Below are 12688 nucleotides of genomic sequence, written 5' to 3' on the forward strand. Positions count from 1 at the left end.
ATCCGTTGTGGATCTCGTACGGGACTGACGGGGGCGTCATATGGGCAAGCAGGGAGCCGGGGCCGGCAAGGGCGGGGATCGCGACCGCGGGATCAGCCGTCGGGCCCTGATCATCGGCGGGGCCGCGTCGGCCGTCGGTGTCGGACTGCTCGCGCGCGGCGACCTCGCGCGCATGTGGTGGCAGGTGCCGGGCGTCGACAAGCCGCGCAAGGCCGGCGAGGTGGACTTCAAGGGCGCGGAGTGGGTGGCGGCGGCCGCGGCGAACTGGCGGCGGGCGGACCGCCCCTCCGACTTCCGCGTCGACCGGGTGATCATCCACGTCACGCAGGGCAGCTACCAGAGCGCGCTGCGGGTCTTCAAGGATCCGTGGCACGGCGCCGCCGCGCACTACGTCGTCCGGCAGGACGGGCACATCGCGCAGATGATCCGGGAGCTGGACGTCGCGTTCCACGCGGGGAACCGGGACTTCAACGAGCGCAGTGTCGGCATCGAGCACGAGGGCTTCGTGGACCGGCCCGAGGACTTCACGGCCGAGATGTACGAGGCGTCGGCGCGGCTGACCGCCCGGATCTGCCGGCGCTACGACATGCCGGTGGACCGGGAGCACATCATCGGGCACGTCGAGGTGCCGGGCACCGACCACACCGATCCCGGTCCGCACTGGGACTGGGACCGGTACATACGCCTGGTGAGGGCGGCATACGCGCGGGAGGGCTCGACGAAGGCCTGAGAGCGGGCGGCGATTACGTCAGCCCCGCCGACCGCGCCCGCTCCACGACGGGCCCGATCGCCTTCGCCACCGCCTCGACGTCGGCCTTCGTGGTGGTGTGGCCGAGGGAGAAGCGGAGCGTGCCGCGGGCGAGGTCCGGGTCGGTGCCGGTGGCGAGCAGTACGTGGCTGGGCTGGGCGACGCCCGCGGTGCAGGCCGAGCCCGTGGAGCACTCGATGCCCTGCGCGTCCAGGAGCAGGAGCAGGGAGTCGCCCTCGCAGCCGGGGAAGGTGAAATGGGCGTTGGCGGGGAGCCGGCCGCCGGGCGCGGGGTCGCCGCCGAGGATCGCCTCGGGGACGGCCGTGCGCACCGCGGTGACCAGCGCGTCCCGGAGCGCGCCGATCTCGCGGGCGAACCACTCGCGCCGCTCGGTCGCGATCCGGCCCGCCGTGGCGAAGGCGGCGATCGCCGGGACGTCGAGCGTGCCGGAGCGCACGTGCCGCTCCTGGCCGCCGCCGTGCAGCACGGGGACGGGGGTGTACTCGCGGCCGAGCAGGAGGGCCCCGATGCCGTAGGGGCCGCCGATCTTGTGGCCCGAGACGGTCATCGCGGCGAGCCCGGAGGCGGCGAAGTCGACCGGGATCTGCCCGTAGGCCTGCACCGCGTCGGCGTGCAGCGGGATGTCGAACCCGCCTGCCACGTCGGCCAGTTCGCGCACCGGCTGGATCGTGCCGATCTCGTTGTTGGCCCACATGACCGTGGCGAGCGCGACGTCGTCGGGGTTCCGCTCGATCGCCTCGCGCAGCGCTTCGGCGCCCACCCGCCCGTACGCGTCGACGGGCAGGTACTCCACCGTCGCGCCCTCGTGCTCGGCGAGCCAGTGCACGGCGTCGAGCACGGCGTGGTGCTCGACGGGGCTGGACAGGACCCGGGTGCGGGCCGGGTCGGCCGCGCGGCGCGCCCAGTACAGGCCCTTGACGGCGAGGTTGTCGGCCTCGGTGCCGCCCGAGGTGAACACGACCTCGCTGGGCCGGGCTCCGAGCGACTCGGCGAGGGTCTCGCGGGACTCCTCGACGGTGCGCCGGGCGCGGCGCCCCGCGGCGTGCAGGGACGAGGCGTTGCCGGTGACGGCGAGCTGGGCGGTCATCACCTCGACCGCCTCCGGGAGCATGGGCGTGGTCGCGGCGTGGTCGAGGTATGCCATGGTGGGCTCGATTCTACGAGCCTTCGGCGGCGCTCCGGCCGCCGCGTGCGGCTCAGCCCGCGATGCTCCAGGACATCGTGCCGTCCGCGGCGATCAGGGCGCCGAGTACGACGAGGTCGGCGATGCCGAGGCCGAGGCCGAGGAAGGCGCGGCCGCGGCGTTCGGTGCCGCGCCACAGGGCGAGGGACGCGAGGACGATCGCGACGGGGCCGAGGAAGACGTTCATGACGAGCAGTCCGACCAGGCCGAGCACGAACGAGGCGACGGCCATGCCGTCGGTGTCCCGACGGCCGACGGGGCGGGCGCTGGTCTGCGGGTCTGCGGTGAGTTGCACGGTGATACCCCCTGAGTGCGTGAACTGCTGACGGTTCAGTGCTGTTGCCGGCGGCGCGCGTGGCGCTCGCGGACCGTGAAGACGGCCAGCCAGACGCCGATGACGGCGGCGGCGGCGAGCGTGATGGGCAGCGGGGCGTGGGCCACGGTGCCGAGCGCGAAGCCGAGCACGAGGAGGGCCGCTACGAGGAACAGCATGGGAGCCTCTCGAAAAGTAGGGTTACAACTGTTCACTGACTGACGAGTCTAGCTCGCGGGACGACTTCCCCATTACAGAGAACAGTTGTTAACTGGATGACATGAGTCACACTCCCGGCAGCCGTCAGGCACAGAAGCTGAAGACCCGACAGGCGCTCCTGGACGCGGCGCTGGAACTGCTGGAGGACCAGAGCCTCAGCAGCCTCGGCCTGCGCGAGGTCACGCGCGCCGTGGGCATGACTCCGACCGCGTTCTACCGGCACTTCGACAGCACGGCCGAACTGGGAGTGGCCCTGGTCGAGGAGGCGCTCGGCAGTCTGCACGCGGTGATCCGCGACGTGCTGACGGCGACCTGGGACAGCGACGAACGCATCACGCGCACCATCGAGCTGATCGCCCGTCACGTGCACGCGTACCCCGCACACGTCCGCTTTATCGCGCGCGAGCGGCACGGTGGCGTGCAGCGGGTCCGCGAGGCGATCGGTGAGCAGCTCGGGCAGTTCACCGAAGAGGTGCGGGAGGCGCTCGGCCAGGACCCGGAGGCGGCGGGCTGGAGCCGTGAGGACCTGACGATGCTGGCCAATCTGTACGTCGACCACATGCTCGTGACGGCATCGCTGCTGCTCGGCACGGACACCGAGGACTTCGGTCGCGTGGTGGACCGGGCCGAGCGCCAGCTGCGCCTGGTCAGCGTCGGCAGAAAACACTGGCTCGACGCGTCATGAGCAACTAGCGTTACGGTCATGACAGCAGCCGACTGGAACCTCGACCGCAGCTTCTCCAGCTCGTCCGGCGAGATCCGTTGGACGTCCCTCGGGCCGGCCGACGCGCCGCCCGTCGTCCTCGTGCACGGCACGCCGTTCTCGTCGTACGTCTGGCGGGCACCGGCCCGCGCGCTGGCGCACCGCCACCACGTGCACGTATGGGATCTGCCCGGGTACGGCGCCTCCGAGATGCGCGCCGGGCAGGACCTCTCGCTCGACGCCCAGGCCCGCGTCCTGACCGAGCTGCTCGACCACTGGGGCCTCACCGGGCAGGGGCGGGCGCCGGCGGTCGTGGCGCACGACTTCGGCGGCGCGATCGCGCTGCGCGCGCGTCTGCTGCACGGGGCCGCGTACGCGCGGCTCGCGCTGATCGACCCGGTGGCGATCCGGCCGTGGGGCTCCCCCACGTACCGGCACTTCGTCGAACACGGCGACGTCTACCGGCAGTTGCCCACGGAGCTGCACGAGGCGCTCGTGCGCCGCTACATCAGCTCGTGCAGCCACCCGGGTCTGCATCCCGCGACCCATGCCCGCCTGGTCGAGCCGTGGCTGACCGAAGCCGGGCAGGACTCGTTCTACCGGCAGATCGAGCAGAACCCGCCGGGGGCGGCCACCGACGACATCCAAGACCGCTACGGGGAGCTGGACCTGCCCGTCCTGGTCGGCTGGGGCGCCGAGGACACCTGGATCCCGGTCGCGCGGGCGCACGAGCTGGCCAAGCTGATCCCCGGCGCCGAGCTGCGGATCTTCGAGGGCGCGGGGCACCTCGTCCAGGAGGACGCACCCGCGGAACTCACCGCCGTACTGGGTGAGTTCCTGCGGTCGTAGCGTCCTCGGACCCGGGAGCTCGGATCAGGCGAGGCGTACGCGCGCGAGCTGGCGGGACTGGGCCACCAGGCGGTCCTTCGCGTCCCAGACCTCGGCGTCCTCCTCCAGGAAGCCGCCCGCCAGGTTTCGCGTCGTGATCGCGACGCGCAGCGGTCCGGGCGCCGGGCGGCAGCGCACGTGGACGGTCAGCTCGACCGTCGGCACCCAGCCCATGAGGCCCATCTCGAAGGCGGTCGGCGGCAGCGCGTCCACCGCGAGCAGCAGCGACAGCGGGTCCATGTCGCGGCCGTCGGCGAGACCGAACCAGGCCCGCATCTCGCCCTTGCCGGACGGCGCGCCGAGCGCCCAGCCGAGGGTGGCCGGGTCGAGCTTGAGGTGCAGCCGGTCGGAGATCGCCGAGCTGCCGGGGACGGCGGGCGCGCCCTCGGGGGCGTCACCCGCGCCGAAGCACTGCTCGATGGCCGGCATGACGGGCGGCTCGGCGCTGGTGCGGACGTCGTCGGGGAGCGTGTCGAGGTCGCCGTAACTGGCGATGACCCGGATCCGCTCGACCTCGCTGCCGTCCTCCGCGTACTGCAAGAGGGAGGCCTGGCCGGTGGAGAGGGTGCGGCCGGTGCGGGCCACGTCGGTCCTGATCACGGCGGGGCCGGGCGCGGAGGCCGTGAGGTAGTGCGCCGAGATCGTGAAGGGGTCGTCGTGCGGCAGCGCGTCCGCGAGGGCGCGGCCGAGCACGGCGAGGAGGTAGCCGCCGTTGAGGGCGTTGATGATCGTCCAGCCCGCGGAGAGGTCGATGTCGTAGACACCGGGCTCGCCCGCGCGCCGGGTGACGGCCGTGTCGCGGTCGAACTCGCTGTCGCCGATGGTCGCCGGGCGGCCCTGCGTGGATACTGCGTCTGCCATACCCGGAAACGTACAACAGGTAATTACTGAGCGGTAGCTTTTTGGGCGGCCCGCCCGGGGCCTACGGTGTCTCCTCCGTCACTTCCACCCCGGCCGACCTGCGGTTCCACGCGCGGGGCGCCCGCCAGTGGTAGCGCATCGCGAGCAGCCGCAGCACGAAGGCGGTGAGGACGGCGATGGCGCTGGTGAAGGCGTCGAGCGCGTCGAGGCTGATGCACGTGACGACGATCCCGGCGCCGACCATGGCGGGCACCGCGTACAGATCGCGGTCCCAGCGCACGAGCGAGGGCACCTCGTTGGCGATGATGTCGCGCAGCACACCGCCGCCGACCGCCGTGGCGAGGCCGAGCGCGGCGGACGCGGTGAGCCCGAGCCCGTAGTCGTACGCCTTCGTCGTGCCGGTGACGCAGAACAGGCCGAGGCCCGCCGCGTCGAAGACGTTCACGGCCGTCTGGGTGCGCTCGACCTCCGGGTGCAGGAAGAAGACGAGCGCGGCGGCGATCAGCGGCGTCGTGAAGTAGCCGATGTCGGTGAACGCGGCCGGTGGCACGGCCCCGATGACCAGGTCGCGGAAGAGCCCTCCGCCCAGCGCGGTGACCTCGGCGAGCGCGGCGATCCCGAAGACGTCCCAGTTCTTGCGGACGGCCATCAGGGCGCCGGAGATCGCGAAGACGAAGATCCCGATGAGGTCGAGCCAATGCTGGACGGAGGGATTGAACAGTTCCTGGAGCACGCGACATTCTTACCCGCCGCGCGTCCGGGCCTTCTACAGGCTGGGCTTGCCCGTCGTGAACAGCCAGGTGTCGAAGAGGTCGTCGAGCTGCTGCCCGGAAACCCGCTCGGCGAGGGCGATGAAGTCGGACGTCTCGACGTTGCCGTACCGGTTCGCCTGCGTCCACTTCGGCAACAGCTTGAAGAACGCCTTGTCGCCGATGCGCTCGCGCAGCACCTGGAGCGTCATCGCGCCGCGCTGGTAGACGGCGGAGGCGAACATCGTGTCGCGCTGCGGGTCACCGATCTTGACCTGCCAGAACGCGGAGTCGGCGGGGCGGGCGTTGTAGCCGGCGAGGAAGGAGTCGTGGGCGGAGGCGCCGCCCTTGTGCTCGGTCCACAGCCACTGGGAGTACGTGGCGAAGCCCTCGTTGAGCCAGATGTCGTCCCACTGCTTCGGCGAGACGGAGTCGCCGAACCACTGGTGCGCCAGCTCGTGCACGATCGTCGACTCGGAGCGCACGGCCGAGTAGATCGGCTTGGTCTGCGTCTCCAGGGAGAAGCCGGCCTGCGGCATGTCGTCGACGATCGCGCCCGTCTCCTCGAAGGGGTACGGGCCGAAGACCTGCGACCAGTAGTCGGTGGCCTCGGCGGTGACCGCGTACACGTCGACGTTGTTGCTGTTGGCGAGGACCGGGTCGATGGCCACGTAGATGGGGGTGCCGCCGGGGGTGGTGCCGGTCTTCACGTCGAAGTCGCCGATGGTGGCGGTCGCGAGATACGTCGCCATGGGCTTGGTCTCGCGCCAGTGGTGCACGGTCCGGGTGCCCTTGTCGGTGTCGTACGTGTCGACGAGACGGCCGTTGGAGACTCCGGTCAGGCCCTTGGGCGCCTTGATGCGAATGTCGTACGTGGCCTTGTCGGAGGGGTGGTCGCTGGACGGGAACCAGGTGGAGGCGGCGTTCGGCTCGCACGCGACGAAGACGCCGTCCGCGGTCTTCATCCAGCCGTAGTCGGAGCCGAAGACGATGGGGCCGCTGAGGGGTTCGGGCACGCCGCCGTAGGTGACGGTCGTGGTGAAGGTGTTGCCCTTGCGGAGCGCGGCGCGCGGAGTGATGCGCAACTCGTCGCCGCTGCGGGTGAACTCGGCGCGTCTGCCGTTCACCTCGACCTTGGTGACGGTCAGTTTCTGCAGGTCGAGGTCGAAGCGGGAGAGGTTCTGGGTGGCGCGCGCGGTGAGGGTCGCCCGGCCGTCGAGGCGGTCGGTTCCGGGGTCGTAGTCGACGTCGAGGGCGTAGTGGCGGGCGTCGAAGCCGCCGTTGCCGAGCTGCGGGAAGTACGGGTCGCCGATGCCGTCGGAGCCGGGGGTGGGGGCGGGGACGGCGGCGATCAGGCAGAAGGAGGCGGCGGCGACGGTGAGCGCGGCCAGGCGTGCCGAACGGGAGAGGGCCATGGGCGGTTCCCTTCGAGCGGGTTCCGGTGTGACGGACAGCGGAATGCTGCCGCTCGAAGGTGGTCGTGTACATGACCCCATCGGGCCATATGCGCCGACACGGGGGTGACGCCACGGGGCTCCGCCCCGGACCCCGCTGCTCAATCGCCGCAGGGGCTTCAATGGCGCACTTCGCGCCGAAAGTCTCGGCGCGAAGTGCGCATATCCAGCCTCGCCGGCGTTTGAGGCGCGGGGTCCGGGGCGGAGCCCCGTGCGGTGGGGCGGGAGCCGCGGGTCGGGCTAGTCCGTCTTCGGGTCGTCCGAAGGCTCCGCGTCCACCGTCTCGGGGACCGTGATCACGTCGATCGCCTCCTTCGCCTCCGTCAACAACACCGTGTCCTGCGGAGCCTGATCCGCCGCGTTCTCCGGGTGGTGGCAGGCGACCTGGTGGCCCGAGGCGAGCGGGATCAGCGGGGGCTCGGTCGTCCGGCACAGCTCCGTCGCCTTCCAGCACCGCGTGTGGAAACGGCAACCGGTCGGCGGGTCGATCGGCGAGGGGACGTCGCCGCGCAGCAGGATGCGCTCGCTCTTGGCACCGCGGCGCTTGGGGTCCGGCACCGGAACCGCCGACAGCAGCGCCTTGGTGTACGGGTGCATCGGCCGCGCGTACAGCTCGTCCCGGTCGGCCAGCTCGACGATCTTGCCGAGGTACATCACCGCGATCCGGTCCGACACGTGCCGGATGACCGACAGGTCGTGCGCGATGATCACGTACGTGAGGCCGAGCTCCTCCTGGAGGTCGTCCAGGAGGTTGACCACCTGCGCCTGGATCGACACGTCGAGCGCGGAGACCGGCTCGTCCGCCACCACCAGCTTGGGCCGCAGCGCCAGCGCCCGCGCGATACCGATGCGCTGGCGCTGGCCGCCGGAGAACTCGTGCGGGTAGCGGTTGTAGTGCTCGGGGTTGAGCCCGACCTTCTCCAGGAGCTCCTGGACCGTCTTGCGCACGCCGCCCTCGGGCTTGACGCCCTGGAGCTGGAACGGGGCGCCCACGATCGTGCCGATGTTGTGGCGCGGGTTCAGCGACGAGTACGGGTCCTGGAAGATCATCTGGACGTCGCGGCGCAGCGGCCGCATGCCGCCGGTGCTCAGGTGCGTGATGTCCTGGCCCTCGAACTCGACGCGCCCGCCCGTGGGTTCGAGCAGCCGCGTGATGAGCCGGCCCATCGTCGACTTGCCGCAGCCGGACTCGCCGACGACGCCGAGGGTCTCCCCCGCGCGGACGTCGAAGCTGATCCCGTCGACCGCCTGCACGGCGGCGACCTGCCGCTTGAGCAGGCCCTTGCGGATCGGGAAGTGCTTGACGAGGCCGTCGACCCTGAGCAGCGGTTCGCCGACCGCGGGCTCCGGAGAGGTCGTCGCCTGCTGGGGGATCGAGGGGGGCGAGGAGGGCGTCATGTCGGTCTCAGGTCCTTTGGCGTCCGTCACAGCTTCGGCGCAATCTCTTCGTTCCAGATCCGCTCGCGTTCGTCGGCCGACATGTGGCAGGCCGAGAAGTGGCCGGAGCCGACCTCGCGAAGCTCGGGGCGCTCGGTGCGCGTGATGTTGTCCTTGGGCACGTCCGCGTAGGGGCAGCGCGGGTTGAAGGCGCAGCCGCTCGGCAGGTTGATGAGGCTGGGCGGGGAGCCCTTGACCGGGGTGAGCCGTTCGGTCTGGTCCCGGTCGATGCGCGGCATCGAGCCCAGCAGGCCCCAGGTGTACGGGTGTTGGGGCGTGGTGAAGACCTGCTCCGAGGTGCCGCGCTCGACGCAGCGGCCGCCGTACATCACCAGCAGTTCGTCGGCCATCTCCGCCACGACACCGAGGTCGTGCGTGATCATGATGACGGCGGAGCCGAACTCCTTCTGGAGATCGCGGATCAGGTCCAGGATCTGCGCCTGCACCGTCACGTCGAGGGCCGTGGTCGGCTCGTCGGCGATGAGGAGTTCGGGGTTGTTCACCAGCGCCATCGCGATCATGGCGCGCTGGCGCATACCGCCGGAGAACTCGTGCGGGTAGGCGTCGACCCGCTTGTCCGGCTGGGGGATCCCGACCCGGTCGAGCATCTCGATGGCCCGCTTGCGCGCGACCTTCTTGTCGACGTCGTGGTGGACCCGGTAGGCCTCCACGATCTGCCGGCCGATCGTGTAGTACGGGTGCAGGGCCGACAGCGGGTCCTGGAAGATCATCGCCATGTCGCGGCCGCGCAGCTTGCGCACCGTGTTCTGGTCGGCGGTGAGCAGCTCGGTGCCGTCCAGCCAGATCTCGCCGCTGATCTGCGCCTTGCGCCGGCCGTACTGGCCGGTGGTGTGCAGGCCGAGGATGCCGAGCGAGGTGACGGACTTCCCGGAGCCGGACTCGCCGACGATGCCGAGGGTGCGGCCCTTCTCCAGCTTGAAGGAGAGCCCGTCGACGGACTTGACCAGGCCGTCGTCGGTCGGGAAGTGCACCTTGAGGTCGCGGACCTCGAGGAAGGAGGTGGGGGCGCCGGAGGCGGAGACCACCTCGGAGGGTGCTCCGACCGCCGTTCCGGTCTTGTTCGGTTCGGTGGTCATCCCAGCCTCACTCGCGGGTCGATGACGGCGTACAGAAGGTCCACGACGAGGTTGGCGACGGCGATCGCGAGGGCCGCGACAAGCGTCACGCCGAGGATCACCGGCAGGTCCTTGTTGCTGATGGCCTGCACCGCCGCGAGGCCGAGGCCCGGCAGGTTGAAGGTGGATTCGGTGAGCACGGCGCCGCCGAGCAGCACACCGAGGTCGAGGCCGAAGACGGTGAGGATCGGCGTCATCGCGGAACGCAGCGCGTGCTTGGTGATGACGGCCTGCTCGCCGAGGCCCTTGGAGCGCGCGGTGCGGATGTAGTCCTCGCCGAGGATCTCCAGCATCGTGGCGCGGGTGAGCCGGGCGTACATCGCGGCGTTGAGGAACGCGAGCACGATCCACGGCAGGATCAGCGTCTCGAACCAGGTGCCGATCGAGTCCTCCGTGGAGAGCGAGTCGGCGATCTTCACCCAGCCGAGGCTGTGCACGAAGATGCCCATCGCGACCATGCCGGTGAAGAAGACCGGCAGGGAGACGCCGGCGAGGGCGGTGGTCATGGCGGCGCGGTCCCAGACGGTGCCGCGCTTGAGGGCGGAGACGACGCCGGTGGCGACGCCGCCGATCAGCCACAGCACGCAGGCGCCGAGCGCGAGCGCGCCGGTGACCGGGAGCGCGTCCTTCAGGGTGTCCCAGACGGGGACCTCCGTACGGAAGGAGTAGCCGAAGCAGGGCGCCGAACAGTGGGTCACGTCACTGCCGTTGGCGTAGTCGCGCCCCAGCGGAATGCCCTTGACGAAGTCCCAGAACTGGACGAGCAGGGGGTCGTTGAGGCCCAGCTTGATCCGGATCCCCGCGAGCTGCTCGGCTCCGGACGACTTGCCGGCGAAGAGGACGGCGATGTCCTGACCCGCCCATTTGGGCAGCATGAAGAAGATGGTGAAGGTCGCGAGCAGAACGACGAGCACCATGATGACTACGGCGAACAGGCGCCGGATGAGATAAGCAAGCACTGTGCGCGGCCCGGCGGCGTCCGTCGGCTCCTTGTGGGAGTCCACGTCCGCCGCCCGGGGCCATCACCTGCCCTTCGGACTGGCGGGTTTCGGCGGCTAAGCAGGAGGGGGCCGGGGAGCGGAGCGACTCCGCTCCCCGGCGGGGGTGTTACTTGACGACGCCCAGGGAGGCGTAGTCGTAGCGACCGCTGAAGGCGTCGGCCATCATGACGTTGGTCAGACGGGAACCACGCCAGGTGATGTTGTTCTCGTAGATGAACGGCATCCAGTCGGCCTCGTCGAGGATCCGCTTGTCGAGCTTCTCGTAGATCTGCCCGGCCTTGTCGGGGTCCGTCTCCGCGATCGCGTCGTCGAACATCTTGTCGATCTTCTTGTCCTTGATCTGGGACTCGTTGTAGTTACCGGTCTCCGAGAGGAACCGGCTGTCCCACAGCGGCTGGCCGAAGCCCTGGCCGGACGGGAAGTCCGGGCCCCAACCGCTCATGATCATGCCGTAGCCGCGCGACTTGACGACCTTCGGCGAACCGGTGATCGAGGCGGTCTCGGCGCCGTCCAGGGCATCGACCTCGACCTTGATGCCGACCTTGGCGAGCTGCTCCTGGAGCGCCTCGGCGGTGTCGACCTCGCCCGGGTTGTTGTTACGGGCGGTGATCTTCGTGGAGAAGCCGCTCGGCTTGCCGCACTCCTTCAGCTCGGCCTTGGCCTTCGCCGCGTCCGGCTTGCCCTTGCGGGCGAGGACGCCGTACGGGTCGTAGTCGCTGTGGCCCTTGATGGACTTCGGCAGGGTGGAGTTGGCGATGTCGCCGCCGGCCAGCTTGCCGCCGCGGGTCTGCTGGAGGCCCGCGAAGTCCGTCGCGTAGAACACGGCCTTGCGGCAGTGGACGTTGTCGAAGGGCTTGGCGGTGTGGACCAGGGCGACGTAGCGGACGAAGGCGGTCCGCATGTTGTCGACGTTGTCCTTGTGGTCCTGGACGGCCGTGACGCGACCCGACTGGGTCATGCCGGTGCCGTTCAGGTCGACGTCGTAGTCGCCTTCCATCAGGCGCTTGTCGTTCTCCTCCAGGTTGGCGGAGATCGTCACGTCGACCTTGTCGGGAAGCGCGGCGCGGACCGGGTCCGAGGCCTTCTTCCACTTGTCGTTGCGGACCAGCACGATCTTCTTGTTGGCCTTGTACGACTGGAACTTGTACGGGCCGGCCGAGAACGGGCGCTGGGTGTACTTGGCCTTCGTGTCCTTCTCCTGCTTGACCGGCGAGCCGGTCGGCATGGCGAGGAACTGCTCGAAGTCACCGTTGGCCTTCGGCAGCTTGAAGACGATGGTCTGGTCGTCCGGCGTCTCGATCGACTTCAGACCCAGCTTGTCCTTGGACGTGTCCTTGTAGGGGCCCTTGTACTCGCCCTTGGGGTCCAGGTTCTGCTTCAGGTACTGCGGGCCACCGGTGATGGTGTCGGTCGCCCAGATGCGCTCGATGCCGTACTTGACGTCCTTGGAGGTGATCGGCGAGCCGTCCTCCCAGGTGATGCCGTCACGCAGCTCGTACGTGTACGTCTTGCCGTCGTCCGAGATCTTGGCGGTGGACTTGGCCAGGTCGCCGACGAGCTCGGTGGAGGCGGCCCCCGGCTTGGGCGCGTAGGTCACCAGCTGGCGCGTGTAGAACCGCATGAAGTCCCACGACATGCCGTAGTAGGCGCGCTGCGGGTCGGCGGAGTCCAGGTCCTGCTTGCCGACCATGCGCAGCGTGCCTCCCTTCTTCTTCGAAGGGTTGGCGATCTTGTTGTACGCCGCGTCGTAACCGGCGCCCTTCGACGAGCCGTTGGACTCGTCGTCGCCACCGCCACCGCACGCCGTGGTCGACACCAGAGCCGCGACCACGAGGGCGGCACCGGCGGCGAGCCGTCGTTTCGAGGAACCTGTGGGCATTTTCTCGTAACCTCCGAGATCGCGGTCCCGGACACCTGCCGGAGAACCATGGAATCGAGCCGCCTGCCGGTGATGCAGGCGCAGTTCGGTGAAGCC

The 12688-nt window shown here is 70.0% G+C and carries 13 protein-coding genes; 3 read left to right on the forward strand and 10 right to left on the reverse strand.

Annotated elements, in window-relative coordinates; all coding sequences use genetic code 11:
- The first annotated feature begins 40 nt into the window (after window positions 1-40).
- On the forward strand, window positions 41-730 hold the full coding sequence (locus ACYBSK_RS30275) for an N-acetylmuramoyl-L-alanine amidase (RefSeq protein WP_460244023.1): 690 nt from the start codon (window positions 41-43) through the stop codon (window positions 728-730).
- Between the two features lie 13 nt (window positions 731-743).
- On the opposite strand, the gene ACYBSK_RS30280 is transcribed toward ACYBSK_RS30275, so the two are convergent.
- The 3 genes from ACYBSK_RS30280 to ACYBSK_RS30290 are packed head-to-tail and all read right to left on the reverse strand — an operon-like array spanning window position 744 to window position 2444.
- The gene (locus ACYBSK_RS30280; RefSeq protein ID WP_460244024.1) at window positions 744-1913 is read right to left on the reverse strand and encodes a cysteine desulfurase family protein; all 1170 of its coding nucleotides are present in this window, start codon (window positions 1911-1913) and stop codon (window positions 744-746) included.
- Between the two features lie 52 nt (window positions 1914-1965).
- Window positions 1966-2247: a DUF4190 domain-containing protein gene (locus ACYBSK_RS30285; protein WP_457480422.1), complete on the reverse strand. Its 282-nt coding sequence runs from the start codon at window positions 2245-2247 to the stop codon at window positions 1966-1968.
- A gap of 35 nt (window positions 2248-2282) precedes the next feature.
- On the reverse strand, window positions 2283-2444 hold the full coding sequence (locus ACYBSK_RS30290; protein ID WP_460244025.1) for a hypothetical protein: 162 nt from the start codon (window positions 2442-2444) through the stop codon (window positions 2283-2285).
- Between the two features lie 101 nt (window positions 2445-2545).
- On the opposite strand from ACYBSK_RS30290, the gene ACYBSK_RS30295 reads away from it, so the two are divergent.
- The gene (locus tag ACYBSK_RS30295; RefSeq protein ID WP_457480424.1) at window positions 2546-3169 is read left to right on the forward strand and encodes a TetR family transcriptional regulator; all 624 of its coding nucleotides are present in this window, start codon (window positions 2546-2548) and stop codon (window positions 3167-3169) included.
- Window positions 3170-3187: 18 nt separating this feature from the next.
- On the forward strand, window positions 3188-4036 hold the full coding sequence (locus tag ACYBSK_RS30300) for an alpha/beta fold hydrolase (RefSeq protein ID WP_460244026.1): 849 nt from the start codon (window positions 3188-3190) through the stop codon (window positions 4034-4036).
- Between the two features lie 24 nt (window positions 4037-4060).
- Here the strand turns inward: ACYBSK_RS30300 and ACYBSK_RS30305 are convergent, their stop codons facing one another.
- The 7 genes from ACYBSK_RS30305 to ACYBSK_RS30335 form a co-directional block, all read right to left on the reverse strand.
- Window positions 4061-4936, reverse strand: a complete 876-nt coding sequence (locus ACYBSK_RS30305; protein ID WP_460244027.1) for a thioesterase family protein — start codon at window positions 4934-4936, stop codon at window positions 4061-4063.
- Between the two features lie 61 nt (window positions 4937-4997).
- Window positions 4998-5669 carry a trimeric intracellular cation channel family protein gene (locus tag ACYBSK_RS30310; protein ID WP_457480427.1) on the reverse strand — a complete coding sequence of 224 codons (672 nt, stop codon included), beginning with the start codon at window positions 5667-5669 and terminating at the stop codon, window positions 4998-5000.
- Window positions 5670-5702: 33 nt separating this feature from the next.
- A complete protein-coding gene (locus tag ACYBSK_RS30315) occupies window positions 5703-7100 on the reverse strand; it encodes a M1 family metallopeptidase (RefSeq protein WP_460244028.1) in 1398 nt (465 codons plus the stop codon).
- Between the two features lie 279 nt (window positions 7101-7379).
- Window positions 7380-8537, reverse strand: a complete 1158-nt coding sequence (locus ACYBSK_RS30320; RefSeq protein WP_457480429.1) for an ABC transporter ATP-binding protein — start codon at window positions 8535-8537, stop codon at window positions 7380-7382.
- A 26-nt stretch (window positions 8538-8563) separates the two neighbouring features.
- Window positions 8564-9673, reverse strand: a complete 1110-nt coding sequence (locus ACYBSK_RS30325) for an ABC transporter ATP-binding protein (RefSeq protein ID WP_457480430.1) — start codon at window positions 9671-9673, stop codon at window positions 8564-8566.
- On the reverse strand, window positions 9670-10671 hold the full coding sequence (locus ACYBSK_RS30330; protein ID WP_457481905.1) for an ABC transporter permease: 1002 nt from the start codon (window positions 10669-10671) through the stop codon (window positions 9670-9672). Before ACYBSK_RS30330 ends, ACYBSK_RS30325 begins: the two co-directional genes overlap by 4 nt.
- A 148-nt stretch (window positions 10672-10819) precedes the next feature.
- Window positions 10820-12592, reverse strand: coding sequence for an ABC transporter substrate-binding protein (locus tag ACYBSK_RS30335; RefSeq protein ID WP_457480431.1), 1773 nt, complete (start codon window positions 12590-12592; stop codon window positions 10820-10822).
- Window positions 12593-12688: the final 96 nt, after the last annotated feature.

Source organism: Streptomyces sp. BYX5S (assembly GCF_054724165.1).